Origin of the sequence: Candidatus Thiodiazotropha endolucinida, assembly GCF_001715975.1 — a bacterium.
In the GTDB taxonomy this organism is placed as follows: domain Bacteria; phylum Pseudomonadota; class Gammaproteobacteria; order Chromatiales; family Chromatiaceae; genus Thiodiazotropha; species Thiodiazotropha endolucinida.
In genome coordinates, this window is the sequence record NZ_MARB01000037.1 from 1 (window position 1) to 24,471 (window position 24,471).

Below are 24,471 nucleotides of genomic sequence, written 5' to 3' on the forward strand. Positions count from 1 at the left end.
TCGGGTTGCGCCTGAAAAAGCGCCACTCGGCGTTGCTCGTCGCTCATTTGGAATAACCAAACCTCTCTCCTCGCGCCTTGATTGGCGCTTTTTCAGGCACAACAGGGTGTATTGGATTAGTGTTAACAGGCCCTAAGTTAAAGCAGTTTCATGAAGATAAAAGTCAGTGAATTTATCGTCAGGTACCTGGAGCGCTTGGGTGTGGATACCATTTTCGGTATGCCGGGCGCCCACGTTCTGCCGATCTATGATGCCCTCTATAATTCGAACATTCAGGCCATACTGGCCAAGCATGAGCAGGGGGCAGCCTTCATGGCCGGGGGATACACGAAGGCCTCGGGAAAGCTTGCCGCCTGTATCGCCACCGCGGGGCCGGGCGCCACCAATCTGATTACCGGCATCGCCAACGCCTACGCGGACAAACAACCCGTTATCGCCATTACCGGCGAGGCGCCGACCTATATCTTCGGCAAAGGGGGACTGCAGGAGAGTTCGGGTGAAGGCGGCAGTTTCAACCAGGCGGCTCTGTTCAAACACATCACAGGTTACAGCAAATCGATCGAGAGAACCGACTATCTGCCGCAAGTCCTGATACAGGCAAGCAAGGCATTACTCGCCGCCAATCCCGGGCCCGTGTTACTCAGCATACCCTTCAATGTTCAGAGTGAGCTGATCGAAGAAGCGCTGCTTGACGATCTGATCGTCAAGCAAGACCCGATTTACAGCCTTGTTGATGAAACTAAATTGGGCCGACTCCACAGCCTGATCCAGGAAGCCAGCCAACCGGTGATAGTCGCAGGCTACGGGGCTATCCGGTCGGGCGCCCGGACATCCATCAATACACTTAGCCAGATGCTACAGATCCCGGTCGCATCAAGCCTCAAGGGCAAGGGTGTTGTAAGTGAGGACTCCCCGCTCTCCCTCGGCAGTCTGGGTGTCACATCCAGCGGTAATGCCTATAAGTTCATCGTGGAGAAATCAGACCTGCTGATAATCCTCGGCGCGGGGTTCAATGAACGTACTAGTTATCTTTGGGACCACTCACTGTTGAAAGATCGAAAAATTGTCCAGATTGACCACGATCCCCATCAACTGGAAAAGGTATTCGATGCCGAACTGGCCATCTGCGGCGATATCGGGGAAGTCATCGACGCTCTCCTGGCCAGGTTGGACAAAACCGGCAAGGCGCACCATCCCATCAACGAGACTGAGAGCAGGATTACCGATCTCAAATCATCCGCCGAGGGTGACTACACCATCTTCAAATCCGGTTTTTCACTAGCCGAGGCGTTCTTCGACAGGTTGGCCGAGCACTTTCCACACCAGACCAGGGTTTTCGATGACAATATCATCTTTGCCCAGAACTTCTACGAGGTATCCAGCAGCAACCGGTATTATCCCAACTCCGGCATCTCATCCCTGGGGCATGCCATCCCAGCTGCGATCGGTGCCCAGTTCACCACCCGGAAACCCACCTTCGCCATCCTCGGCGACGGCGGCTTTCAGATGTGTTGCATGGAGATCATGACAGCCGTCAACTACCGGCTGCCGCTGAATGTCGTATTGTTCAACAACGGCACCATGGGACTGATTCGTAAAAACCAGCATCAGCTCTACCAACAGCGATTCATCAACTGCGACTTTGTCAATCCCGACTATGGCCATCTCGCCGAATCGTTTGGCATTAACTACAAACAGGTGACGACTCCGGAGGACCTGGACCATTTGTTTCAACAGTATGATCTGCGACAGGCAATCAACCTGATCGATATCGCTATCGACAAGGATGCCTTCCCCAACTATTCATCCAAACGCTGACCCGTTGTCTGCAACCCATAAACGATGGCGACAGGCAAATATCAAGCACTGCACAGCTTCTACACTCAATTTGGTTCCAACCCAGCATTACAGGCGGCCAGTGAACGCTGGCGGCAGTTAACGACTGCTGAATCCGACAGCACTCATTCAGCCATCTTCATCGAACTGACCGACAGGGCAACATTGTTCCTGGAGCAGGAGATGCCAAGGCACGGCTATCCCGGGGCTCTGCTCGATCTCCATCAGCGACTGTTTCTGGAGATGGAGTCCTTGATTGCCGATCAAGCGGTGGATGACCGCTTTCGATTTATCGTTGTGATACCTGTCGCAGACAGACCCCAGCATCTGCAAAGCTGCCTGGACAGCCTGTATAACCAGTGCCGGCGATTCAATTATGGCGGCTTCACGGAACAGAAGCGGCAAATGATAACGGTCTTGATAGCGGATGACAGTAAAGATCCGCATGCCAGGACCTGGATCAAGCACATACAGCAGCAATTTACCCGGCAGGGACTCGAGACCATCTATTTCGGGCAGGATGAGCAACTGCAAATGCTGGATGGCCTGACCTCTGCACAAAGGCAGGCTCTGACCGGCATTATTGGCAACTATCCAGCCAAGGCATTCCATCACAAAGGCGCTTCCATCACCCGCAATCTCAGCTACCTGAAGGTGAAACAGCTCGTGTGTGAAGAATCACCCGCGCTGATCTGGTTCATCGACAGTGACCAGGAGTTCCGGGTCAATACACCCAGCCGGCGGGATGGTCTATTTGCCATCAACTACTTTCATCGTCTGGATCGGATCTTCACCACAACCGACACTCTGGTACTGACCGGCAAGGTTGTGGGTGACCCTCCGGTTTCACCTGCCGTGATGGCCGGCAACTTTATCCAGGACGTATCAGGATTTGTCACCGACATCGCCGATCTTGGGCCCAATCATCACTGCCATTTTCATCAGCAACGGATCACAACAGGGGGAGACGCGGCCTACCATGACATGGCGGATCTGTTCGGATTTCACGCCACCCGGGAACCCTACCGTTATCAATGCCGGCTGCATGGCCAACACGATCAGCTAACCTGTTTCACGGATTTTTCAGAACAGTTGAACCGCTTTTTCGATGGCGAGCATCTGACGCGCCAAAATTTCTATACGAATCCGCCCGTCGCAACAGAACTCATACCGGCACGCACACTCTACACGGGTAACTACCTGCTCAGCCCTCAGGCACTTGACTACTTTATTCCCTTCGCCACCCTGAAATTGAGGATGGCCGGACCGCAACTGGGACGGATCATGAAATCCGAACTGGGCAGCCGATTCGCATCGGCCAATCTTCCGTTGCTGCATAAACGGACACAGGACCAGATCGGAGAATCCGAATTCAGGGCGGGCGTCGACAAGGGACAGGCGGGCATCGATATATCCGGGGAATTCGAACGACAGTTCTTTGGCGATATGATGCTGTTCAGCCTGCAGGCATTGATTGAGTCCGGATACCCGCAGCAACGATTGAGTGACAGACGGATTGAACAGATACTGAACGATACCGAAGCCACCCTGTTGGATCGCTATTCCCGCATGCAGAAAGAGATCATGGCAAAACTGGAACGTCTCGATCAACAGATCGAGGATCGACACTGCTGGTGGTGGCAGTATGCCGTTACCGGGGATGCCATCGAGAACTTTCGACGATTCATTGCCAACATGAGATGCAACTTTGGTTTCGGGTCACCCGGATATGGCATGATCGAATCAACCCAACATCGGCAGGTTCGGCGACAACAGATCCTGCAGGCACTGCGCTCATATAGCAGGGATCGTGATCTCTGGCGGCAGACCCTTTCGCAATTATCATGAATATATTTATTCTCAACGCCGGCAGATGCGGATCCACGACCTTCGTTCAGGCCTGTCAACACATCAGTAACTATACCGCGGCCCACGAGTCCCGTTCGACTCTGACAGGCAAACTGCGGTTGAGCTACCCCGACAACCATATCGAGGCGGATAACAGATTATGCTGGATACTCGGCAGGCTCGAGCGTGAATACGGCAACGATGCCTACTATGTACACCTCACCCGGGATCGCCGGCAATCGGTGGAGAGCTTCGTCAAGCGCAAGGAGTACGGCATCATGCAGGCGTACAGGGAAGGTATTCTTATGGGCGGTCAACAGCAGTCGGCGACGGAGATCGCCTCCGATTACCTGGATACTGTGGCCTGCAATATCTCGCTGTTTCTCAAAGACAAGCGCCACAAGATGGCCTTCAGCCTGGAAAACGCCGCCAGCGACTTTGTCGATTTCTGGCACTGGATAGGCGCCCAGGGTGAACTGGATAAGGCCCTTGCAGAGTGGCGGACCCGCTACAACGCCTCGGTTTAACCGGCCCTGGCAGGTCCCGGGAAAGGCAATCTCACGCAACCGGAGACTCAGCCTGCAACACCTCCGTCACGTCATATCGGTCACAGCGGTCTCTTCCAAGGGGTATCCTGTTCCAGATCCGCTCATGCAGATAGTAGAGCACCATCTTGGTCACCACCTCGGTCAGGCCTATAGCCGCGGCGGTAGTGAGGCTACCGGTAAAGAACCAGGAGAGCAGGATGGTGTCGATCGATCCGGTCACGCGCCAGGAGACCGCCTTGGCCAGACTGCGTATCGGGCGATCCGAGGAAGCGGCCTGCCGTGACCGTTTCTCGGCCTTGTTGTCCGCACAGGTAATGAACATCGGTAGCCACCTGCCTCAGGCTTCCAGGGCAACCGGTTGATAACCCGCCTGCAGGACCCCGCTCCGATGCAGATAATCCAGCAACTGGTTGACCGCCTCAGCCACCGGGACTTCGCCTGCGCGAATATGCACTTCCGGTTTCTGCGGCACTTCGTAAGGACTGTCGATACCGGTGAACTGTTTGATCTCCCCCCGGTCCGCCTTGGCGTAGAGACCCTTTGGATCGCGTCCCCGGCAAACCGACAGATCCGCATCCACGAAAACCTCCACGAACTGCTCCTCGGGCATGATCTCCCTGACCAGGCGACGATCGGCGCGAAAGGGGGAGATAAACGCAGCCAGGGTAATCAACCCGGCATCGGCCATCAGTCTGGCCACCTCGCCCACCCGGCGAATGTTCTCCTGACGGTCTTTGTCGCTGAATCCCAGGTCACGGCAGAGACCGTGACGCACGTTGTCGCCGTCCAGCAGATAGGTATGGTAACCCTGACCGGTGAGGATCTGCTCCAGTGCCCCGGCGATGGTCGATTTACCGGAGGCGCTGAGTCCGGTAAACCAGATCACCAACGGCCGCTGGCGTTTTTGCTCTGCCCTGGCTCCCTGGTCCACCGGGTGGGAATGCCAAACAATATTGCTGCTCATTGTGATTTGCTCCTTGGATGGTTTGAATATGACTGTTGCCTTGATCGTAATTGGTCTGTTCTGGATTGGTGGGTCAGGCCTCACCAGATCGCTTGACCGATGATCATTCGTGGATACCGCACTCCCGCTTCAACCCGAAAAAGCGGGTCTCCTCCTCACGCATACCCGGCTGCAGCGGACGGCTGGTGTGGATATCGCCCACCGATGCATAGCCCCGCTCCCACAGCGGATGGTAGGGAAGATTGTGTTTCTGCAGATAGCGGTGCACGTCCCGGTTGTGCCAATCGACCACCGGATGGATCTTGAAACGGCCGTCCTGGATCCGCACCACCGGCAGAACGGAACGGCTGTGCGACTGCTGGCGGCGCAATCCTGCGAACCAGCTGCCGGCATCGAGCGTTTTCAGGGCACGTTGCAGCGGTTCCACCTTATTGATGCGGTTGTAGTGCTCAATACCGGTCAATCCCTGTTCCCAGAGGCGGCCATAGCGGCGCTCCTGCCAGGCCGGCGAATGCTCGGCACGGTAGACCTGAAGATTCAACTGCAGGCGTTCGGTCAATTGATCGATAAAGCTGTAGGTCTGCGGAAAAAGGTAGCCGGTATCCACCAGTACTACCGGGATATCAGGTACGATACGGGTTACCAGATGAAGCATGAGTGCCCCCTGGATGCCGAAGCTGGAGGTCAGAATATGCTTACCGCGGAGGTGGCTCAGCGCCCATTCGATACGCCTCTGTGCGCTCAATCCCTGCAGCTCATGGTTGATTTCCCCAAGATCCTCCGTCATCAATGGTGGCACACGGGCAATCTGCTCAAGGGAATTCATGGTAGTCCTCCGCGGGATCGATGACCGGTTTCACCAGACCGCGCCGTACCGCGAAATCACCGAAGCGTTCCTGCGGCAGGCGCTCGCCGGCATAGATCCGGAAGAGTTCGTCCAGGGTGCGCAACAGTTCACGCTCATTCAGATTCTTGCGATAGAGACGATTGAGTCTCAAACCGATGCCGTCACCGCCCAGTTGCAGGTTGTAGCGACCCGGCCCCCTGCCTACCAGGCCGATCTCCGCCACGTAGGGACGGGCGCAGCCATTGGGGCAACCGGTCATGCGCATGACGATGGCCTGCCGGTCGATCCCGTGGCGATCCGCGATCTCCTCTATCGTCTCTAAGAGATCAGGAAAGTAGCGCTCGGCTTCGGCCATCGCCTGAGGGCAAGTGGGTAACGCCACGCAGGCGATACTTGCCAGGCGGGTTGGACTGCGCCCCTCGGCCAGCAGGTCATGACGGCGGGCAATCCCTTCAATGATTGCCTTTTGACCTTCAGGCACACCGGCCACGATCAGGTTCTGACCCGGGGTGATGCGGAAGTCTCCCTGGTGGATGCCTGCAATCTCCCGCAGACCGCTCATCAGGCTTGCGTCCGGGGTGTCCGCTACCCGACCGTTCTCGACATAGAGCGTCAGGTGCCAGCGCCCACGCTCATCCTCTACCCAGCCATAGCGGTCCCCCTGGCTGGTAAACCGGACCCTGCGTGACGGTTTGAAGCGCACCCCGGCACGTCGCTCCACTTCGGTGATGAAGGTCGCCAATCCCATGCGTTCGATGGTGTATTTGAGGCGCGCGTGACGACGGCTTGTCCGGTCACCGAAATCCCGCTGCACGCTGACCACCGCTTCAGCCACCGCCAGGGTCTGTTGCGGCGGTATAAAACCCAGCTCGTCCGCAAGGCGCGGAAAAGTGGAGTAATCGTCATGAGTGACACCCATCCCACCGCCGGCCAGGATATTGAAGCCCAACAGCTCATCACCCTCTGCTATGGCGACGAAGCCCAGGTCGTTGGTGTAGACGTCCACATCGTTGTGCGGCGGTATGGCCAGCGCGGTCTTGAACTTGCGGGGAAGATAGGTCTCCCCGTAGACCGGTTCCGATTCACCGCCGGCCACCGGTTCGCCATCGAGCCAGATCTCGTGATATGCACGGGTTTTCGGCAACAGATGCTCACTGATGCGCCTGGCCCAGTCATATACCTCGGCATGCAGGGTGGAGGACAACGGATTGGGATTGCAGAGCACGTTGCGGTTGACGTCGCCGCAACCGCCGATGGAGTCGATCATGACCCGGTTGATGCGCTGGATCAGAGGCTTCAGGTTACGCTTCAGAATACCGTGATATTGAAAGGTCTGACGGGTGGTCAGGCGAATGCTGCCGTTACCCAGTTCCCGTCCCACTGCATCGATGGCCAACCACTGCCGGGGCGTGCAGACTCCGCCGGGTAGTCTGGCCCGCAGCATGAAGCTGTAGTAGGGCTCAAGGAACTGCTGCCGGCGATCCAGTCGCCGGTCCCGGTCGTCCTGCTGGTAGAAACCGTGGAACTTGCTGATCTGCGTATCGTCCGGCGACAGGGCGCCGCTCGCCTGGTCTGCCATGCTCTCCCTCAGGGTTCCCCGGAGATAGTGGCTGTCGGCCTTGATGAGTTCGTTGGGATTGACCTTGATATCCATCAGTAGATGTCTCTCTGGTAACGCCCCTGCTCCCGCAGGGTCTCGGTGTATTCGACAGCGGCCTCCTCAGCCAGACCGCCCTGATCCTGGACGATGGCCAACAGGGATTGATGTACACCCTGCGCCATCTCCACTCCGCCGCACACATAGAGGTGGGCGCCCTCCCGCAGCCATCGATAGAGCTCCGCCCGCTCCTCGTAGAGCCGTGCCTGCACGTAGCTGCAGGCCCCTTCATCCCGGGAGAAGGCCAGACTGATGCGATTGAGCAGACCCGCCTTTCGGTATGCGAGCCAGTCGGCCTGATAGAGGAAATCACGGTGAAAGTGGCGATTGCCGAACACCAGCCAGCCGTCGCCGGCGCTTCCCAGTGCCTCGCGTTCCTGGAGGAAGGCACGATAGGGTGCGATGCCCGTGCCCGCGCCGATCATGATGATGGGGATGTCTGCCGATGCCGGCAGTCTGAAACTCGGATTCTCCACCACATAGACACCCAAATCATCTCCCTCGGAGATACGCTGTGTCAGATAACCGGAGGCTCCGCCCAAATGGTCTCGACCATGGCCTCTGTAACGCAGCGCGGCAACAGTGAGATGGACCTCATCCTCGTAGGCCGTCTGGCTGGACGCGATCGAGTAGAGCCTGGGCTGTTGGGCATGAAGTATCTCCACCAGCCCCTGGGCATCCACATCGGCTGGATGATTCTGCAGCAGATCGACAAACTGTCGGTTCTGGACGAAGGTCCGTAACTTTTCTCTCTCCCGACTTAACGTATCCAGTCCCTGATCACCTGCAAGTGCTGCCCATGCCTTGACCACAGAGGGGTGGAGCTGAGTCAGTTCCAAACGCTCCTCAAGGGCCTGACCAAGCGTCATGCGCTCCCCATCGAGACTGACCGGCGCCTCGGCTGCCAATCCCGCCAGGGCGAGCATCTCTTCGATCAAAGCCGGATCATTCTGAAAGTAGAGACCCAGGGCGTCCCCCGGCCGGTAGCGGATCACCGCCGGGTCGATCTCCAGAGAGATATGCTGCACATTGCATACGGCATCGGCGGTGGTGATGCGATGCCGCGCCAACAACGCCGCCCGAAACGGGTTGTTGCGATCGTGCCTGGGCGTTGCCGACTCGCGTTGCAACGGAATGATCCTGGCCTGATCCAATGGCTGCAATTCTCCCAGCTCCGTCAGGATCCGGTCCTGCCAGTTCGTTGCAGCCTGTTGGAATTCCACATCCGCATCGATCCGATCGAGCAACGATCGCGCACCCTGGTTTCCCAGCAACTCATCCAGTTCCCTGGCTGCCTGGCAAAACTGCTCGTAGCTGGAATCCCCCAGACCGAACACCGCATATCTGAGCCCCTCCAGTCGAGGCGCTCTGTCACCACGGAGGTATTTGAAGAGATCGTAGGCGCTCTCCGGAGGCTCACCTTCACCTTGGGTGCTGATAACCACCACCAGCACTTGCTCTTTGGTGAGGTCTCTGGGGCGGTAGCTATCGGCGGAAACCAGGCGGGGCGCAAATCCCTGTGCCGTCGCATTCTCAGCCAGCGCCTCCGCCACGCTACGGGCATTCCCACCCTGGGTGGCGTAGAGAATGGTCACGCCCGGGACCTGGTCGGGCGCCTTGGCGACAGTGGGCTCGAGCACCCCCAGACCAGCAAGATAACCGCTGGCCCAAGAGAGTTGTTGCTTGTCCAATCCCTCAACCGCCTGCAGCAGGCGTGAGAGTTGCACGCGTTCCAGCGGATGATTCGAGAAATCCTCCAGGGTCTTGACGGTGTTATCCATGGTGATGCGACTCCAAGGCAATGCTTTAGGATTGGATTGGGTAGCAATATTGGAAGAGGCGTTATATCTTTTGAAGTAATATATTCTGATATTTAATCTTGAAATAAGATATGGAACTCAGGCAACTCAACTCACTGGTGGCCCTGGCGGAGTCGGGCTTTAACGTGACCCTGGCGGCGAAGCAGATCTACCTGGTGCAGTCGGCCGTCTCCCAGCATCTGGCACAGCTTGAAAGGGAGCTGGGGACCCAACTCTTCGTCCGCAAGGGAAAACGGCTGATCGCCTTGACGGCAGCAGGTGAGGAGGTGCTCAACTATGCGCGACAGGCCCTGGCCATCCGTGAAAACATCCTCGCCGTCGGCCGTGACCACGTGGAGGAGAGCAGTGGAATCCTGCGCATCGGCACCACCCATACCCAGGCACGCTATGTACTGCCCGCGGTGATCCGCGCCTTTCGCCAAATCTTCCCGACCGTCAGCCTGCAGATACACCAGGGAACACCACAACAGCTGGTTGAAATGGCCCTAACCGACCGGGCCGACTTCTCTATCTGCACTGAGGAGCTGGGCGAACACTCCTCTCTCAATGCCATCCCCTGCTATCGCTGGAACCGCAGCCTTATCGCTCTCAAGGGTCATCCTGTGCTGTCGCAGAAACCGCTTTCCATGGAAAGCATCTGCGACTATCCGCTGATTACCTATACCTTCGGCTTCACCGGCGCCAATCACATGCAGATCACCTTTACCCGGGCCGGCCTGCAGCCCAACGTGGTATTGACCGCCGCCGACACCGACGTGATCAAAACCTATGTACGGGAGGGCATGGGTGTCGGCCTGATTGCGAGCATGGCCTACTCAGCAGAGCAGGATCGGGACCTGGAGATTCGGGACCTCGGCAACATGCTCCCCTGGGAGACCACCTGGGTGGCCTACCACAAGGACAAGTATCTGCGCCGTTACCAGCAGAAATTCATCGATTTGATGGAATCGATGGTACTTGAGAATGGCGTGACCAGAACAAACAGCTAGGCTGTAAGATCGATGATAGAACACTCCGTCACCAAGGGATCTCAGACGCTTTTTTCAGGAATGAATTGCCGTTCCCATGCATCAAGCTCTTCCAATGTAATCTGAATGAGACGATCCGGGTCTTGCTCGATTAGCTCTTTTTTATGCTTTGGAATGTTAACCCAATCCCCCATATGCTTGTTCGACCAGACCACCAGTTCGGTCATCATATAGATCAGGTCGATTCCTTTTGCTGTCAGATAGTACAACTTGCGGCGTCGACTCTCCGGGTGCGGCAGGGAAGCAATCAACCCATCGCGCTGCAACCTCATCAGGCGATTGGTCAGGATGCTGCTGGAGATCTGCTCCTCCATTTTCAACATATCCTTATACTCGTGGATACCCAGAAACATCAGATTGCGGATAACCAACAGACTCCAGTGGTCCCCAATGACATCCAGGGCACATGCGATGGGACATTCGCTGCGCAGTTTGTGCTCGATCTTAGCTACCATGAAATAACACTTGCATTATAGAATTGTTTTACTAGAATACTTTCATTATAGAATCATTTAAGCAAGCGGCAAATTCAATAAGCATCGCTGTGGACCTGGCGCAGTGAGCGCGTCAACAGATAGATCACCGACATGAGCAACTACCAAACTTCAATCAGTTGTCCGGTCCCCGCCGAACGCGCCTATCGGGCGATTACGCAAGAGATGTCGGCGTGGTGGACCCCAATGAGCCGTCAGTTTTCCAGTATCGGGGACCGAGCCAGAACGGACTTCGGCGGAACCTCCTATTGGATTTTCGAGGCCGTAACGCTGAATAAGCCCGACCTAGTCGAACTTGAGTGTTGCGAATCACACATGGTTGCGGATGCCTTGGACGATACCGAAGAGTGGCTTGGAACAAGGTTGAAATTTGACATCCGCGAACAGGATGGGAGAAGCACCATTACCCTGATCCATATAGGACTGACTCCCGGGATGCAGTGTTATGAGATCTGTAAAGCCGGTTGGGACCACTACATCGACGGCAGTCTAAAATACTACCTGAACGGGATGGGCGGGAGGCCCAATTCATATTAGGGTGAATGGCTTTCCCAATACGACACTAAAAAAATGCGGGGTGCCGCTTCAGGCCTGATATTCGCTAAAGCTGCACAAACCAAAGGAGACGATTCCATGCCTGAATTTATCTTTACCTACCACGGAGGCGAAATGCCGGATACACCGGAGGCTGGCGCCGAAGGTATGGCCAGATGGCGGGCCTGGGCCGATAACCTTGGTTCGGCATTGACCAATCCCGGAACACCAGTCGGTATAACCAAGGTACTGACTCCCACGGGTGTATCGGATGAACCCTCCCTCCATCCGATTATGGGGTTTTCCATTCTTGAAGCCGAGAGTATGGAGGCGGCATTGGAACTGCTCAAAACCTGTCCGCACCTCGATTACGGCGGCACACTCGATGTCTCCCAAATGCTGCCGATGCCGGTTGACAACATTTAACAGGTGCTCAGCGGCAGTGCATAGCAGCGTTAAATGAAAAGGACGGAACAGCCTCTGGATGTGGCGTGAAATTCATGCTTCAGATTTGGAAAACGGCTTTGCCACATGGCCACGATCGCCTGTTCATCCTCCCGGGCCGCATCGTCCAGATAGATGGCGCAGTGATCGGCAAGACGCGGATAGCATACGGGAAGCACGGGATAGCGCGAGTGCTTTTGGATGAAACCTGAAGGCCCGTCGATGACCAGCATATCGATTCCCGTTTCAGGAATCGCATCTGTTGCGTACCAACTGTAGAGAGCGCCATCCACAACCCTATCCTGGAGCGGGGCATGAACAACTGTTGCATGGCTTCCGAGGCCATAGCGATCGATATAGGCCCGAGTGTTGTCGACGTACTGCAACCCATCTTCCAGGCTGATCACCCGGCCTTCGCCATTGATCTGGCAGCAGCGTGCCAGCATTAAGGTAGTCAAGCCGCTGCTGCACTCCAGGATCTGTCTGGGTCTGAGCTTGAGACAGGCATCAACGATGAGCTGGATGAAATCGGCTTCAGCAGACCAGTTGGGCGAATAGGGAACGCCTTGGTGCAAATCGAGTTGGGTTTGCAATGAATGATATTTAAGCATCTGTTCCGTCACGTTTTCACAATCCCGCTATTTTTTGGCAGTACAACACTCCACCCAATATCCTATATGAGATGTAGCGCTGATCAACAGATGATTGGGTGATTGTGAAGTTGCAGCGGATAGCCTATATCTAGCTGATCACTCAAAAATGCCCGTGTGTTACGCTATTGCCTTAGGTCTCTGAATCACACCTGATATCAATCGTTTCAATGCAGATGAATTTAGTGGATATGAGGTTAACCGATCAACCAGATCGATCATTTCGCCACACAGTTCGAAAAATAATCATGAGATACGGGATTCTCAAACCTGCGTCGCTGCTATTCGGCCTGCTCCTTATCATCATCCTGGCCGGTTGTGGGAAAGAGACGAATAGATCCTCGGACGAGGACCGGCTCAGGATCTGGGCACATGCCGGCCAGGAGAGTGAACGCACGGTGTTGCAAGAGCAGGTCGCCCGATTCAATCAAAGCCATCCCAAGCTCGATATTCAACTCACCCTGATCCCTGAAGGGAGTTACAATGCCCAGGTCCAGGCTGCGGCGGTTGCCGGCGAATTGCCGGACCTGCTCGAACTGGATGGCCCCTTTGTCGCCGCCTATGCATGGCAGGGACACCTGCGCCCTCTGGATAAGCTGTTCGACAAACAACTGATTGCCGATCTGCTGCCTTCGATAACTACCCAGGGCAGTTATGCCGGCCGACTCTGGGCGGTGGGTGTCTACGACTCGGGCCTGGGGCTCTACGGCGATCGCTCCAAACTGCAGCAAGCCGGAGTGCGTATCCCCTCACTGCAACAGCCTTGGTCCCGGGATGAGTTCGAGACTGCCCTGCAACAGCTGTCCATCCAGGACCCGGATGGGCAGGTCCTCGACCTCAAACTCAACTATGCGGGTGAATGGTACACCTATGGCCTGTCGCCGATACTGCAATCGGCAGGCGGCGATCTCATCGAGCGAGGCCGCCATCTCAGTGCCGACGGGGTGCTGAATGGACTCGAGAGCATCACCATGTTGAGGAACCTGCAAGACTGGATCACGAAAAACCGTGTCGATCCCAATATCGACGATGCCGCCTTTACCAGCCGCCGGGTTCCCTTGGCCCTGGGCGGTCACTGGAATTACCGGCAATACCAGGCGAGCCTGGGTGACGATCTGTTATTGCTGCCCCTGCCCGATTTCGGTGCGGGCAGCAAGACAGGCATGGGCTCCTGGTGTTGGGCGATCACTGCCGGCAGCCAAAAAACCGTGGCCGCCGCCACCTTTCTCTCGTTTCTGTTGACCACCGAGGAGGTGCTCTCAATGGCGAACGCAAACGGCGCCATCCCCGCAACCCGCTCCGCCATCGATGCCTCCCCCCTCTACCGACCCGGTGGCCCGCTGCGACTGTTTGCCGAACAACTCGAGAAGGGCCGTGGGATTCCGCGTCCGCGCACTCCGGCCTATCCGATCATCACCGCGGAATTCCAACGAATTGTCGATCGCATCCGTAGCGGAAGCGATATCGAATCTGTGCTGGAGCGCGCGGTCGAGGCGATCGATCGTGAAATCGCAGACAACCAGGGCTACCCCTGGCGCGGCGAGGTAAAACCTTGACCATCCGCAGCCGGACAAGCAAGCAATCGGCGACTGCCCTGCTAATGGCGATTCCCGCACTCGCGGGGTTATTGCTCTTTATCCTCCTTCCCTTTGCCGCTGCGCTGGCGCTTGCCTTTACCGATCTGCGTCTCGGCTCACCGCTGCCGGTAAAATTTGTCGGCTTCGGCCAGTTTGTCCAGCTGTTCAACGATCCCGACTTCATGCGAGCACTGCTCAACAACCTCCTCTTCGCGGCCGTAGTCGTACCCCTGCAGACAGTGCTCGCGCTTGCGCTTGCGCTGTTGCTGAATCAGGGTCTGCCGGGGACGGTGGCATTCCGCACCCTCTTCTTCATGCCCGTCGTCTTTCCCATGTCCCTAGTTTCGGTTATCTGGTCGTTGATCTATGCCCCCGGACCGGACGGGATGATGAACGCCTTTCTCGAATGGGCGAGCTTTGGCTTGTGGGAGGCCAGGGACTTCCTCCGCGATCCCTTGCTCGCCCTGCCGGGCATCATGCTGCTGTCGATCTGGCAGGGTGTGGAATTTCAGATGGTGATCCTTCTCGCCGGTCTGCAGGCGATTCCGCAATCACTCTACGAGGCCGCTGCGCTCGACGGTGCAGGGAGATGGCAACAACTTCTTCATATCACGCTGCCGCAACTGCGTAACCCCCTGATCTTCGTCATGCTCATCACCACCATTCTCGCCTTCCGTCTCTTCGATCAGGTGCAGATAATGACCCGTGGAGGCCCGGACAACGCGACCACAACCGTGATCTACGAAATGGTGCAGTCGGCCTTTGCCCGACAACAGGTCGCACTTGCCAGCGCCATGACCGTGGTCTTCTTCCTGCTTGTCCTGGCCGTCACCTGGTTGCAACGCCGTTACACACATCATGAGCGGGAAATGACATGAGAGCTACCCGCTTATCCGTCCTGCTGAGTTATCTGCTGCTTGGCGGCATGGCAGCACTGTTCATCGTGCCGTTGTTGATGATGTTCGTCGGCAGCCTCAAACCGGATCAGAGCATATTGGTGGAGGGTGGCTCACTGGCTGCCTTCCTGCCAAGCGAAGTCTCGCTGCAAAACTATGCCGACGTATTCAGGCGCAGCGATTTCCTGCGTTACTTTTTCAACTCGCTGTTCATCACCGGCTGCATCGTCAGCAGCGGACTGCTGGTCAATTCCATGGCCGCATACGCCTTCGCCCGCCTGCAGTGGCGTGGCCGGGATCTGCTCTTCAATCTGGTCTTGGCGCTGATGATCCTGCCCTTCGAGGCGATCGCCATACCTCTGTTCTACGGCGCATCCATGCTCGGCCTGCGCGACAGCTTCAGCATCCAGATAGTGCCCTTCATTGCAAACGCCTTCGCCATCTATCTCTTTTACAGTTTTTTCATCGGCATGCCGAAAGAGCTCGAAGAGGCGGCCCGTCTCGATGGCGCCTCCACCCTGCGTATCTTTTTCAGCATCATCATGCCGAATGCCAAACCGGTCTTCGCCAGTGTTGCTATTCTCACCTTCCTCACCTGGTGGGGCAGTTATCTCTGGCCGATGATGGTGACAATCGGACCCTCGGTACGCCCATTGCCGGTTGCCATCGCCAGCTTTTTCACCCTGCCGCCCCTCAACTGGGGAGACATCCTTGCCTTTGGCGTGATGATGGTGTTACCGGTACTGCTGTTGTTCATCATCTTTCAACGCTGGTTCGTCCGTGGCGTCGCCAGCTCCGCAATCAAGGGTTGAGCATGGCATCCATCGAATTCATCAATCTCGGCAGACGCTTCGACAGCGGCATTGATGCAGTGCATGAGCTGAACCTGAGTATCGGCGATGGAGAGTTCATGGTTCTTGTCGGCCCCTCAGGGTGTGGTAAATCCACACTACTGCGAATGGCGGCTGGACTGGAGGAGATCAGTTCAGGAGAGATTAGCATCGGCGGGCGCGTGGTCAACCATATCCCGGCCCAGCAGCGGAATGTGGCCATGGTGTTCCAAAACTATGCGCTCTACCCTCACATGACGGTACGTCGCAACCTGGATTTTCCATTGCGCATGCAAAGGCTGTCACCCACCGATATTGACCGTAGAGTGATGCGCATCGCAGAGATGCTCGATCTCATCCCGCTACTCGAGCGAAAACCCAAGGCCCTGTCAGGCGGACAGCGTCAGCGTGTGGCGATGGGACGCGCCATTATAAGGAAAGCCGACCTGTTCCTGATGGATGAACCACTCTCCAATCTCGATGCCCAATTGCGTGTACAGATCCGCTCTGAAATCATTCGTTTGCAGAGAGAACTCGCCATCACCACACTCTATGTCACCCATGACCAGGCTGAGGCCATGACCCTGGGCCAACGCATTGCGGTCCTCAATAACGGCCGATTACAGCAAGTGGCCCAGCCGCATGTTATCTATCAGCACCCCGCCAATACCTTCGTCGCGAATTTTATCGGATCTCCCGGCATGAACCTCATCCGTGGATCATTGCACCGCAGCCAGGGAAATACTCTGCTCCAGTTGGGGCCGCTGCATCTATCGCTCCCGGAGCGGGTTGTGGCACGCTATGCCGATCTAAACTCATGCTCCGGCCAGACAATCCTGGCGGGGATACGACCCAATGCAATCCGCATCACTCAAGCGCAATCAGAGGTTGGCCTGACAGCTCGGGTCACCGCGGTTGAATCGATGGGTCATGAAACCATTCTGCATCTTGCCACGGAGCTGGAGGTGACCGCTGGTGAAATTACCGACCGAGCGGTTTCCGCAACTCAGCCTCGACCTTTGATTGCCCTTCTGCCCGGCCACCACGGATTCAGCGCCGGAGAACAGTTGACTTTGAGTTTCGAGATCGACAACCTGTGCCTGTTCGATCTGCAGGGTCAAGTCATCGTCTGAGACGCCTGTTCAATACGGCGTCCCACCCTGATATGGGTGAATATGAGAATACGGATGGAGCTGCGCCTCCTTGCCATTTCCCCGAAACAACCCCGCCATGACTTGAATGTTTCGAGTTTATGTAGGAAATTATCCCAGACTGGCGATAAACGACACACTGACCGGCAATCAGTCTGAGTGAATATAAAATGGACCACCGTTCCCTTTACATAGCGATACTCTTCTTCGCAGCCAACCTGTTCGGCCTTGCCAACGCAGAAGACCCACAGCGGGCGGCAAAGGAGGTGGAACGCGCGATCGAGCTTACCCCCGACATTGAAAATGGCAAAGAGGTCTACCGTGTTTGCCTGGTCTGCCATCAACCGGAAGGCTGGGGCAGTATCAGCGGCTACTACCCGCAGATAGCCGGCCAGTTAAGAAAGGTTATCATTAAGCAACTGGCCGATATTCGCGCGCGTAACCGGGACAATCCCACAATGCTGCCATTCACCATGCTCGAACTCCTGTCACTGCAGGAGATCGCGGACGTCAGCGCCTATATCGCCAATTTGCCCATGACCCGAAACAACGGGGTCGGCCCAGGCTCTGACCTCAAGCACGGGGAAGCGATCTACGAGGAACACTGCGCCGAATGTCATGGCAAGCGGGCTGAAGGGATAGTGGATGAAAATATTCCCCTACTCCAAGGGCAACACTATCAATATCTCATGCGCCAGTTCAGGTGGATACGCGACGGACGCAGGCGCAACGCCGACAAGAAGATGGTCAAGCAGAGCCAGAGTTTTCCATCACGCGACATCTCCGCCGTGATGGACTATATATCCCGCTTGAAACCAGCCGAAGAGAAACTTGCACCTAAGGACTGGCGTAACCGGGACTTTCCACGCTATAGACCGAGCAGATATAAGCGCCCTTCAGCTCCCGGTTCCGATATGTGAGCAGTACATCAAGGCTCAAGGCATCCGCTTTCACCCGCTCAACCGCTACAATTCCAGCACATCGCCCGGTTCAGGTACAGAGGCCTTGAATCCGACATCCGACGCCAGCCTGTCGCGAAAATCCCGTTTCGACTCGGGTTCCCCATGCACAACATGAACATGCGGATAGCTGTTTCTGAAACTGCTGAGCCATCTTGTCAGATCGTCCACATCGGCATGCGCAGAGAGTCCGCCGACCGTGTGGATATGCGCCTTGACCCGATACTCGTCGCCATGGATCCGGACCGGAGATTTACCGTCGACCAGCGCCCGCCCCAGGGTGCCGTTGGCCTGATATCCCACGATCATGATATGCGCCCCGGAGCGGGAGATATTGTGCTTGAGATGGTGCACTATCCTGCCTCCGGTACACATGCCGCTGGCGGAGATGATAATCGCACCGCTCTTGATGCGATTGATCGCCATCGACTCCTGCGGTGACTCCGTCAGTTTGAGATTTTGCAGATGGGGCATCTCATGGATCTTCTTGCGCAGCTTGGTCGCCTCCTCATCGTAAAGATGCGGATAGTCCCAATAGACCTTGCTTGCCCTGATCGCCATAGGGCTGTCAAGAAAGACCTGCCAGCGCCCCAGCTCCCATTCATCGTAGTTTTCCCCCAGGTAGTAGAGGATCTCCTGACTACGCCCTATGGAAAAGGCGGGGATCAGCAGGTTGCCCCTTTGATGGGCGGCCTCGCGGATGATGTCGCCGATCTCGTGGATGGTGTTCTGCCGATCCCGGTGGCGCCGGTTTCCGTATGTGCTCTCGACAATCACGTGGTCCGCCTCATCAATGACCGCCGGATCGTTCAGGATGGGTGTATCGTACTGACCCAAATCGCCGCTGAAGACGATCTTCCGCTGTTTGCCATTCTCATTCAGCCACACCTCCACACTGGTAGATCCGAGGATATGCCCCGCATCCTGAAAGCGGATCGATATCCCCGGCAGGATCTCCCGCTTCTCCCTGTACTTCAGACCGACCAGGTTATCCAGTGCCTCCCGGGCATCGGCGACAGTATAGAGTGGATCGATAAACGGCTTCCCTTTGCGTTTTCTCCATTTGTTTTCATACTGCGCATCCCTCTCCTGCAGATAAGCGGAATCCTGCAGCAGGATATCGCACAGCTCCATGGTCGCGTTCTGCGCATAGATCGGTCCCTGATAACCCTGCTTGACCAACAGGGGGATCCGCCCCGAGTGGTCGATATGGCCATGACTGAGAACCACCGCGCTGATGTCGCCCGGTGAGAATGGAAAGGGACGGCGATTTTTCTCCATCTCTTCCCTGCGTCCCTGTATCAGCCCGCAATCGAGCAATACCGTCTCTCCATTGGCACGGAGAATATGACAGGAACCGGTAATACCGCTGGTTGCACCATAGAATTCAATCTGCATAGGGCATGTCCTTTAGAGGATCTTTTTCGATTCGACACTTTAGAGCCGATTGGATAAGCGTTAACAGGCCCTAGATTATATTCGCAGCTTATCACGAAGAGTGATCAAAGCACGCCATGAGCCACAAATTTCAACATTCATATCGGCACTCAGGGCGTATAATCATTATTAGAGGCGCAATATGCTTTGCTGATGCCACCGCATCATTCAACCTTACCGAGTAACCAAGATGGCAACAGATACAGAGCAAATAGACAACCCTGCAGGTCAAAGCGGGCTTCGCGGCATCCACATTATGTGGATCGTCCTGGCAACCATTCTGGTAACCGCCGCTGTCACCTATTGGGTGGTGCGCACCTATGTGTATGCCAAGGACTTTACCCCGGTACAACTCAATCATGCCGAGCAACAGGTACTCAACGACAAGCTTAAACAACTGGGATATCAGCCAAGCCCCGATCCCCAGCCTGAGCAACAGGCTCAACAGAAGGAGAGCGATGAGCAGTGGTTGAGACCTGAGCGATACAACGAGCAAGGGGCCAGACGCGAGGTCTTTTTCAGTGAGAGGGAACTCAATGCCATGGTGGCGAACAATCAGGATCTGGCCAGAAAGCTTGCCATCGACCTGGGTGACGATCTGGTCAGCGCCAGACTGCTGGTGCCTGTGGATAAGGACTTCCCAATCCTCGGCGGCAAGACCCTGCGGGTATCCACGGGGGTGGAGATGGCATTTCGCAACGCCAAACCGGTGGTAATACTGAAGGGCGTCAGCATCATGGGTATCCCCATACCCAACGCCTGGCTGGGCGGACTGAAAAACATCGACCTGATCAGCGAATTTGGCGATCAGCAGGGGTTCTGGACAGGATTCGCCAAAGGCGTCGAGGATATTCGCGTCGAAGAGGGTAAGCTCAAGATCAAGCTCAAGGAGTAGTCTGACTTTCCACCCCCTCAGGGGAGTCGGCCTTCCGGCTCCGACTGGGGCGAATAATCCAAGGGTAGCGTTTTTTCCATATCCATAGGGTCTTGCGTGCAATGGCATCTACCGCGTGAACTGAAGCGCAGCAGGTTCACCTTTTCGCAGGCCATTCGGTTGCCGACTGCAGGCATCACAAGGGGCTGACTGCTGAATTGTGCGTAATCATCAGGCGCATGGATGTGGCAAGCAACTTCCAGGGCATCAAGATGGAGAGTGGAGGTTCCGTAGAGGATGATGGTACCGGAGAATGAATACCAAGCCTTATTCATTCGTAGGGTGTAACCTCTTCCGCCACTATCTGGTAACCGGCGGTTGCCAGATCACTGTTGAAGGATTTGGCGCTCAGAACCCCCAAAACCCAGACCGTATCGAAGGCTTGACGTATCTTGGCGTCACCCTTGGGCACCTTTACATAGACAGTCTGATTGGCCGGAGGGGGCGGCACATGGATGCAGGCGCCATAGTAGGGCACCAATAGGAACTCGGTCAGCTTTTTGCCGTCCCCTTCAATGGGTACCACGAAACCCGGAAGCTTGACCCGTTTTCCATCCAGACTCTCTACAATTGGCGCCTCCTGCCAGACAGCCTCCAGCTCCTCGAGGATTTTCTGCGCCCTGGGATCATCGTCGTCAAGCGCATTGATATCGCCAAATTGCGCCATGATCTTGTCAGGGCGATAATCCTCCGGAATCATGGCATCCCACTCCAGCTCCTGGACTGGTTCAGCGTGTAACGAGCCCATGGAGACCAGAAGTGAAAATGCTAACAGTGCACTATTCAACGATTTCATGTAGGGACCTCTAGATACGTATACTCATACCATCGGCAAGGGAGTAGCGGTAGGCACGATAACCCGGTATTAGGCCAATTATCAGGGCCGAAGTTCCAATCAATCCCAGGATCAGCCACTCCCGGTTTGAGGGAAGGCCGATCGGCAAGTGGAGACCATAACCCGTCTCGATATAGGACTGAACAAGCATCAGTCCGGCATATAGCAGCAGCAAACCCAATACGATCCCAATCAAGCTAAGCAATAGGCTCTCACCCGTGACCAGAAGCAGAATGTGTCCCGGGCGCGCTCCAACCGAACGCAATATCGCCATCTCACGCCGCCGTTCATTGAGACTGGCCAGCATCACAGTCAGGATGCCGATAAGACCGACGGCGACCACCAGCACGGTGATGATCAGCAGGGCGTTTTCCGCCACGCTGATCAGATCCCAGAGCTGTTGCAGCGCCACCCCGGGCAGCACCGCGAGCAGAGGCTCTTTGCGGTAGTCGTTGATCTCGCGCTGAAGGCGGAAGGTGGCGATCTTACTTTTAAGCCCCACCAGGAAGGCAGTGATGGCCTTGGGTGTCAGGTCCTTTTCCAGGGCCTCTTCAGCACTGATATTCAAGCCAGCCACCTGCCTCCCGGCAATCCAATCCTTGTGGATTGCCTCGATACCCTCCAGAGGCACATGCACGGTACGATCGACGGGCGTGCCTGTGGGTTTGAGTATGCCCACCACCTTGAACGGCTTGTCATCGTGCAGGGTGAAGCTGGTCTTGCCGGCCCCATGGGCGATGACGATCTCCCGGTCTATCTGATAGCCGAGCCTCTCAGCCACCTCGTGTCCCAGTACCGCATGATAAACATGTTCGAAAGGTTGACCTCGGTGGAACGCCAATGATCGCTTATTGGCGTATTTATAGTACTGGAAGTAGTCCCGGCTGGTCCCCATTACCCGATAACCTAGATGCGAATCACCCAGTGAGATTGGGATGGTCCAGTTTACCAGTGGGTGTTCGGAAAATTTTTGATAGCTTTGCCAAGAGATGTTGTTGGTGGCGTCACCGATTCGGAATACCGAGTAGAGCAGCAGGTTGATGGCGCCACTACGGGCACCAACGACCAGATCCGTCCCGGAGATGGTGTTGGCGAAACTGTTGCGTGATTCCACCCGCAGTCGCTCGACCCCCAGCAACAAAGAGACACTGAGGGCGATGCTCAGCAGGATCAGGCTCGCCGTAAAGCGGCGGTTCAAGAGACTCTTGAAGGCAAGGGAGATGATTGCCATCACAACGCTTCCCGCACGAGCTGGTTGACCTCATCCAAGGCGATATGACGCTCGAAGTGGGTTTCAAGCTGGCGGTCATGACTGACAAACAACAGGGTGGAACCTGTCACTTCACACTCCTGAAACAACAGTTTGAGAAATACCTTTCGCATATCGCTATCGAGGGCGGAGGTGGGTTCATCGGCGATTATTATCTCAGGTGCGCCGATTAGCGCACGAGCCGTGGCCACACGTTGTTGTTGACCGACACTCAGTTCAGTCACCGGGCGATCAATTAGATCCTCATCTGCCATTTCCAGGTGCGCCAGCAGGCGCATGGCTTCACCCCGGAGACTGTTTGCCGATGCAACCGCTTTCTCTTTGCGTACTCGCGAGAAGCGGCAAGGTAAGGTGACATTGTCCAGAACAGAGAGATAGGGTATGAGATTGAAGAGTTGAAATATAAAACCGATATGATCGGATCGGTAATGGTCACGCCTCGCGCTGGAGAGACGGTTGATGGTCTCCCCGAGGACCTTCACATCACCCCTGGTTGGCAGGTTGACGCCGGCAAGCAGTGCCAGCAGTGTACTCTTGCCACTGCCGCTCGCACCGCGAATAAAGATGCGTTCACCCCGTGCCACCTCAAGTGCCGGAATATGCAATACCTCCGGCAGGTCGTTACGCCAGCCAAATCGAAGGTTCTTGACCTCTATCGCAGTTGAGTCCGGCATGTAGTTACCTAACGAGTCGACCAGCCTAGAGTTCCAGCGTATTGTGTTCCGGCGTCAAGTCTAGCTTCCGTTGTCCCCGTTTTGAAATACTCTGTACCTCTATACCTGGAAACGCACTGAAGAGCTGGACTTCAATCCTCTCCAGTCGGGATATCTCTGCGCAACGGAAATGATAGTGAGCCTTGAAGTCGCTATGCACCTCTTCTTCATCAACATGCTGATCATTTTCCGTCAGAGGAGACACCACTTCGACGGAGACAGAATCACATTTGGCTGTGTCGGGAAAGCTGAATATTCGCCCTGTTTGCTTTAGGGTGTTAACGGCCGATTCAACTGCCCGCGTCTGCGCCTCATTCGCCGGTTGATGTTCGAAACCCACCATATTCATTGCCGGACTGAGGAGCTCCATTTCAAGGGTATTATCCTCCATCGCAAGCAATAACTGCGCCTCACCGTGGATATGGGCCTCATGGTGTTCGTGCTCATGTTCTGCTGCGTTGAGCTGGATTGAACCGGCGAGCAGAGCGGTAGAACAAAAAATGATGTACCAGTTGATTTTATCCATATTGTCCAGGTCTCCTATCTCAAGAGAGCAATTGTTATAACATAACATTCTTAAGTTGGTACAGCTGAGATTCTGTTACCGCTTACGGAGATTGACTCTCACTTAATAACAACGATTAAGACTGCTATCACTCTACGATTTTCCGCCCAGCCTTCGGGTAACGGTGTCATACCGCGATCGGAACGGCCGGGAGCTGCGCTTAGTCGGTCTCCGTGAGCTTCTTCAACGACTCCCTGTGAAACGATAACGAGACAGCAGGCATCTAACTTATGGGTTCGGTGTCCTTTAGGGTGTTATGTGAGGTCTTGCTATAAATTATTAACAAGATGGGGATCTCGTAAGTGTAACCGTTAAAACCGAATAAGGCTCTATACTCAGCATATTAAATGACCAAAGGAGAATACCATGGGCAAAAAGCAGGTTTTTCTCTATACGGGCACGGAAATCGATGTTGAATGGGACGAGAGACTTTGCATTCACATAGGTGAATGCGGAAATTCAAAAGGTGAACTTTTTATTGCCGGAAGAGATCCCTGGTGTCAACCTGACCTTTCACCCCTTAGTGAAGTTAAGGATATAGTAGAACGCTGTCCTAGCAGGCTGTTGATTTTTACCCGTCGTCAGCCGTCAAATTCGTTTGGCGGTGTAATTACCGCTCAATCTAGCGATTGAT

At 55.6% G+C, this 24,471-nt stretch carries 26 protein-coding genes; 13 read left to right on the top strand and 13 right to left on the bottom strand.

Annotation, left to right across the window (positions count from 1 at the left end; all coding sequences use genetic code 11):
- Positions 1-150 precede the first annotated feature (150 nt).
- From CODIS_RS19500 to CODIS_RS19510, 3 genes are read left to right on the top strand one after another with little or no spacing between them, the layout of a single operon-like run.
- Complete coding sequence (locus CODIS_RS19500; protein ID WP_069128334.1) at positions 151-1,818, top strand: thiamine pyrophosphate-binding protein; 1,668 nt, start codon at positions 151-153, stop codon at positions 1,816-1,818.
- 24 nt (positions 1,819-1,842) lie between these two features.
- A complete protein-coding gene (locus tag CODIS_RS19505; RefSeq protein ID WP_083220929.1) occupies positions 1,843-3,684 on the top strand; it encodes a hypothetical protein in 1,842 nt (613 codons plus the stop codon).
- Positions 3,681-4,211: a hypothetical protein gene (locus CODIS_RS19510; protein ID WP_069128335.1), complete on the top strand. Its 531-nt coding sequence runs from the start codon at positions 3,681-3,683 to the stop codon at positions 4,209-4,211. Before CODIS_RS19505 ends, CODIS_RS19510 begins: the two co-directional genes overlap by 4 nt.
- A 31-nt stretch (positions 4,212-4,242) precedes the next feature.
- On the opposite strand, the gene CODIS_RS19515 is transcribed toward CODIS_RS19510, so the two are convergent.
- The 5 genes from CODIS_RS19515 to CODIS_RS19535 all read right to left on the bottom strand — a co-directional run bounded on the left by CODIS_RS19515 (position 4,243) and on the right by CODIS_RS19535 (position 9,481).
- Positions 4,243-4,554 (bottom strand): DUF2061 domain-containing protein, encoded by a 312-nt coding sequence (locus CODIS_RS19515; protein ID WP_069128336.1) that lies wholly within the window; start codon positions 4,552-4,554, stop codon positions 4,243-4,245.
- Between the two features lie 15 nt (positions 4,555-4,569).
- Entirely contained in the window at positions 4,570-5,196 is a 627-nt protein-coding gene (gene cysC / locus CODIS_RS19520) for an adenylyl-sulfate kinase (protein WP_069128337.1), read from the bottom strand.
- Positions 5,197-5,299: 103 nt separating this feature from the next.
- Positions 5,300-5,983, bottom strand: a complete 684-nt coding sequence (locus CODIS_RS19525; protein WP_305782133.1) for a phosphoadenylyl-sulfate reductase — start codon at positions 5,981-5,983, stop codon at positions 5,300-5,302.
- A 25-nt stretch (positions 5,984-6,008) separates the two neighbouring features.
- Positions 6,009-7,697: an assimilatory sulfite reductase (NADPH) hemoprotein subunit gene (gene cysI / locus CODIS_RS19530; protein WP_154723218.1), complete on the bottom strand. Its 1,689-nt coding sequence runs from the start codon at positions 7,695-7,697 to the stop codon at positions 6,009-6,011.
- Entirely contained in the window at positions 7,697-9,481 is a 1,785-nt protein-coding gene (locus CODIS_RS19535; protein WP_069128340.1) for an assimilatory sulfite reductase (NADPH) flavoprotein subunit, read from the bottom strand. The genes cysI and CODIS_RS19535 overlap by 1 nt, the downstream gene beginning before the upstream one ends.
- Positions 9,482-9,591: 110 nt before the next feature.
- Here CODIS_RS19535 and CODIS_RS19540 point away from each other — a divergent pair, with 110 nt between their 5' ends.
- Positions 9,592-10,509, top strand: a complete 918-nt coding sequence (locus CODIS_RS19540; RefSeq protein WP_069128341.1) for a LysR substrate-binding domain-containing protein — start codon at positions 9,592-9,594, stop codon at positions 10,507-10,509.
- Positions 10,510-10,550: 41 nt separating this feature from the next.
- Here the strand turns inward: CODIS_RS19540 and CODIS_RS19545 are convergent, their stop codons facing one another.
- The gene (locus CODIS_RS19545; RefSeq protein WP_069128342.1) at positions 10,551-11,003 is read right to left on the bottom strand and encodes a winged helix-turn-helix transcriptional regulator; all 453 of its coding nucleotides are present in this window, start codon (positions 11,001-11,003) and stop codon (positions 10,551-10,553) included.
- Between the two features lie 132 nt (positions 11,004-11,135).
- Between CODIS_RS19545 and CODIS_RS19550 the strand changes: the two genes are divergently transcribed.
- Together CODIS_RS19550 and CODIS_RS19555 are read left to right on the top strand one after the other, a co-directional pair.
- On the top strand, positions 11,136-11,579 hold the full coding sequence (locus CODIS_RS19550) for an SRPBCC family protein (RefSeq protein WP_069128343.1): 444 nt from the start codon (positions 11,136-11,138) through the stop codon (positions 11,577-11,579).
- 96 nt (positions 11,580-11,675) lie between these two features.
- Positions 11,676-12,002: a YciI family protein gene (locus CODIS_RS19555; protein ID WP_069128344.1), complete on the top strand. Its 327-nt coding sequence runs from the start codon at positions 11,676-11,678 to the stop codon at positions 12,000-12,002.
- 29 nt (positions 12,003-12,031) lie between these two features.
- Here the strand turns inward: CODIS_RS19555 and CODIS_RS19560 are convergent, their stop codons facing one another.
- On the bottom strand, positions 12,032-12,643 hold the full coding sequence (locus CODIS_RS19560; protein ID WP_154723219.1) for a class I SAM-dependent methyltransferase: 612 nt from the start codon (positions 12,641-12,643) through the stop codon (positions 12,032-12,034).
- 275 nt (positions 12,644-12,918) lie between these two features.
- Between CODIS_RS19560 and CODIS_RS19565 the strand changes: the two genes are divergently transcribed.
- From CODIS_RS19565 to CODIS_RS19585, 5 genes are all read left to right on the top strand, one after another.
- Complete coding sequence (locus CODIS_RS19565; protein ID WP_069128359.1) at positions 12,919-14,226, top strand: extracellular solute-binding protein; 1,308 nt, start codon at positions 12,919-12,921, stop codon at positions 14,224-14,226.
- A 44-nt stretch (positions 14,227-14,270) separates the two neighbouring features.
- The gene (locus CODIS_RS19570; protein ID WP_083220931.1) at positions 14,271-15,125 is read left to right on the top strand and encodes a carbohydrate ABC transporter permease; all 855 of its coding nucleotides are present in this window, start codon (positions 14,271-14,273) and stop codon (positions 15,123-15,125) included.
- Positions 15,122-15,955: a carbohydrate ABC transporter permease gene (locus CODIS_RS19575; protein ID WP_069128347.1), complete on the top strand. Its 834-nt coding sequence runs from the start codon at positions 15,122-15,124 to the stop codon at positions 15,953-15,955. The genes CODIS_RS19570 and CODIS_RS19575 overlap by 4 nt, the downstream gene beginning before the upstream one ends.
- Before the next feature lie 2 nt (positions 15,956-15,957).
- A complete protein-coding gene (locus CODIS_RS19580) occupies positions 15,958-17,106 on the top strand; it encodes an ABC transporter ATP-binding protein (protein ID WP_069128348.1) in 1,149 nt (382 codons plus the stop codon).
- A gap of 188 nt (positions 17,107-17,294) precedes the next feature.
- A complete protein-coding gene (locus tag CODIS_RS19585; protein WP_069128349.1) occupies positions 17,295-18,044 on the top strand; it encodes a c-type cytochrome in 750 nt (249 codons plus the stop codon).
- Positions 18,045-18,089: 45 nt separating this feature from the next.
- Here CODIS_RS19585 and CODIS_RS19590 read toward each other — a convergent pair whose 3' ends face one another.
- Complete coding sequence (locus tag CODIS_RS19590) at positions 18,090-19,481, bottom strand: MBL fold metallo-hydrolase RNA specificity domain-containing protein (protein ID WP_069128350.1); 1,392 nt, start codon at positions 19,479-19,481, stop codon at positions 18,090-18,092.
- A gap of 229 nt (positions 19,482-19,710) precedes the next feature.
- Here CODIS_RS19590 and CODIS_RS19595 point away from each other — a divergent pair, with 229 nt between their 5' ends.
- Positions 19,711-20,415 carry an arginine N-succinyltransferase gene (locus CODIS_RS19595; protein WP_069128351.1) on the top strand — a complete coding sequence of 235 codons (705 nt, stop codon included), beginning with the start codon at positions 19,711-19,713 and terminating at the stop codon, positions 20,413-20,415.
- 17 nt (positions 20,416-20,432) lie between these two features.
- Here CODIS_RS19595 and CODIS_RS19600 read toward each other — a convergent pair whose 3' ends face one another.
- From CODIS_RS19600 to CODIS_RS19620, 5 genes are read right to left on the bottom strand one after another with little or no spacing between them, the layout of a single operon-like run.
- Entirely contained in the window at positions 20,433-20,729 is a 297-nt protein-coding gene (locus CODIS_RS19600; protein WP_069128352.1) for a hypothetical protein, read from the bottom strand.
- Positions 20,726-21,250, bottom strand: a complete 525-nt coding sequence (locus CODIS_RS19605; protein ID WP_069128353.1) for a DUF3299 domain-containing protein — start codon at positions 21,248-21,250, stop codon at positions 20,726-20,728. The genes CODIS_RS19600 and CODIS_RS19605 overlap by 4 nt, the downstream gene beginning before the upstream one ends.
- Positions 21,251-21,260: 10 nt before the next feature.
- Positions 21,261-22,520 (bottom strand): ABC transporter permease, encoded by a 1,260-nt coding sequence (locus CODIS_RS19610; protein WP_069128354.1) that lies wholly within the window; start codon positions 22,518-22,520, stop codon positions 21,261-21,263.
- The gene (locus tag CODIS_RS19615; protein WP_069128355.1) at positions 22,520-23,233 is read right to left on the bottom strand and encodes an ABC transporter ATP-binding protein; all 714 of its coding nucleotides are present in this window, start codon (positions 23,231-23,233) and stop codon (positions 22,520-22,522) included. The genes CODIS_RS19610 and CODIS_RS19615 overlap by 1 nt, the downstream gene beginning before the upstream one ends.
- Positions 23,234-23,258: 25 nt before the next feature.
- Entirely contained in the window at positions 23,259-23,798 is a 540-nt protein-coding gene (locus CODIS_RS19620; protein WP_069128356.1) for a DUF2796 domain-containing protein, read from the bottom strand.
- Between the two features lie 405 nt (positions 23,799-24,203).
- On the opposite strand from CODIS_RS19620, the gene CODIS_RS19625 reads away from it, so the two are divergent.
- The gene (locus CODIS_RS19625) at positions 24,204-24,470 is read left to right on the top strand and encodes a (4Fe-4S)-binding protein (protein WP_069128357.1); all 267 of its coding nucleotides are present in this window, start codon (positions 24,204-24,206) and stop codon (positions 24,468-24,470) included.
- Position 24,471 lies beyond the last annotated feature (1 nt).

What these genes read in the sequence shown, in the direction of transcription:
- CODIS_RS19500 (WP_069128334.1), top strand. Translation starts at nt 151, where the DNA reads ATGAAGATAAAAGTCAGTGAATTTATCGTCAGGTACCTGGAGCGCTTG.
- CODIS_RS19505 (WP_083220929.1), top strand. Translation starts at nt 1,843, where the DNA reads ATGGCGACAGGCAAATATCAAGCACTGCACAGCTTCTACACTCAATTT.
- CODIS_RS19510 (WP_069128335.1), top strand. Translation starts at nt 3,681, where the DNA reads ATGAATATATTTATTCTCAACGCCGGCAGATGCGGATCCACGACCTTC.
- CODIS_RS19515 (WP_069128336.1), bottom strand. Translation starts at nt 4,554, where the DNA reads ATGTTCATTACCTGTGCGGACAACAAGGCCGAGAAACGGTCACGGCAG.
- cysC (WP_069128337.1), bottom strand. Translation starts at nt 5,196, where the DNA reads ATGAGCAGCAATATTGTTTGGCATTCCCACCCGGTGGACCAGGGAGCC.
- CODIS_RS19525 (WP_305782133.1), bottom strand. Translation starts at nt 5,983, where the DNA reads ATGACGGAGGATCTTGGGGAAATCAACCATGAGCTGCAGGGATTGAGC.
- cysI (WP_154723218.1), bottom strand. Translation starts at nt 7,697, where the DNA reads ATGGATATCAAGGTCAATCCCAACGAACTCATCAAGGCCGACAGCCAC.
- CODIS_RS19535 (WP_069128340.1), bottom strand. Translation starts at nt 9,481, where the DNA reads ATGGATAACACCGTCAAGACCCTGGAGGATTTCTCGAATCATCCGCTG.
- CODIS_RS19540 (WP_069128341.1), top strand. Translation starts at nt 9,592, where the DNA reads ATGGAACTCAGGCAACTCAACTCACTGGTGGCCCTGGCGGAGTCGGGC.
- CODIS_RS19545 (WP_069128342.1), bottom strand. Translation starts at nt 11,003, where the DNA reads ATGGTAGCTAAGATCGAGCACAAACTGCGCAGCGAATGTCCCATCGCA.
- CODIS_RS19550 (WP_069128343.1), top strand. Translation starts at nt 11,136, where the DNA reads ATGAGCAACTACCAAACTTCAATCAGTTGTCCGGTCCCCGCCGAACGC.
- CODIS_RS19555 (WP_069128344.1), top strand. Translation starts at nt 11,676, where the DNA reads ATGCCTGAATTTATCTTTACCTACCACGGAGGCGAAATGCCGGATACA.
- CODIS_RS19565 (WP_069128359.1), top strand. Translation starts at nt 12,919, where the DNA reads ATGAGATACGGGATTCTCAAACCTGCGTCGCTGCTATTCGGCCTGCTC.
- CODIS_RS19570 (WP_083220931.1), top strand. Translation starts at nt 14,271, where the DNA reads ATGGCGATTCCCGCACTCGCGGGGTTATTGCTCTTTATCCTCCTTCCC.
- CODIS_RS19575 (WP_069128347.1), top strand. Translation starts at nt 15,122, where the DNA reads ATGAGAGCTACCCGCTTATCCGTCCTGCTGAGTTATCTGCTGCTTGGC.
- CODIS_RS19580 (WP_069128348.1), top strand. Translation starts at nt 15,958, where the DNA reads ATGGCATCCATCGAATTCATCAATCTCGGCAGACGCTTCGACAGCGGC.
- CODIS_RS19585 (WP_069128349.1), top strand. Translation starts at nt 17,295, where the DNA reads ATGGACCACCGTTCCCTTTACATAGCGATACTCTTCTTCGCAGCCAAC.
- CODIS_RS19590 (WP_069128350.1), bottom strand. Translation starts at nt 19,481, where the DNA reads ATGCAGATTGAATTCTATGGTGCAACCAGCGGTATTACCGGTTCCTGT.
- CODIS_RS19595 (WP_069128351.1), top strand. Translation starts at nt 19,711, where the DNA reads ATGGCAACAGATACAGAGCAAATAGACAACCCTGCAGGTCAAAGCGGG.
- CODIS_RS19600 (WP_069128352.1), bottom strand. Translation starts at nt 20,729, where the DNA reads ATGAATAAGGCTTGGTATTCATTCTCCGGTACCATCATCCTCTACGGA.
- CODIS_RS19605 (WP_069128353.1), bottom strand. Translation starts at nt 21,250, where the DNA reads ATGAAATCGTTGAATAGTGCACTGTTAGCATTTTCACTTCTGGTCTCC.
- CODIS_RS19610 (WP_069128354.1), bottom strand. Translation starts at nt 22,520, where the DNA reads ATGGCAATCATCTCCCTTGCCTTCAAGAGTCTCTTGAACCGCCGCTTT.
- CODIS_RS19615 (WP_069128355.1), bottom strand. Translation starts at nt 23,233, where the DNA reads ATGCCGGACTCAACTGCGATAGAGGTCAAGAACCTTCGATTTGGCTGG.
- CODIS_RS19620 (WP_069128356.1), bottom strand. Translation starts at nt 23,798, where the DNA reads ATGGATAAAATCAACTGGTACATCATTTTTTGTTCTACCGCTCTGCTC.
- CODIS_RS19625 (WP_069128357.1), top strand. Translation starts at nt 24,204, where the DNA reads ATGGGCAAAAAGCAGGTTTTTCTCTATACGGGCACGGAAATCGATGTT.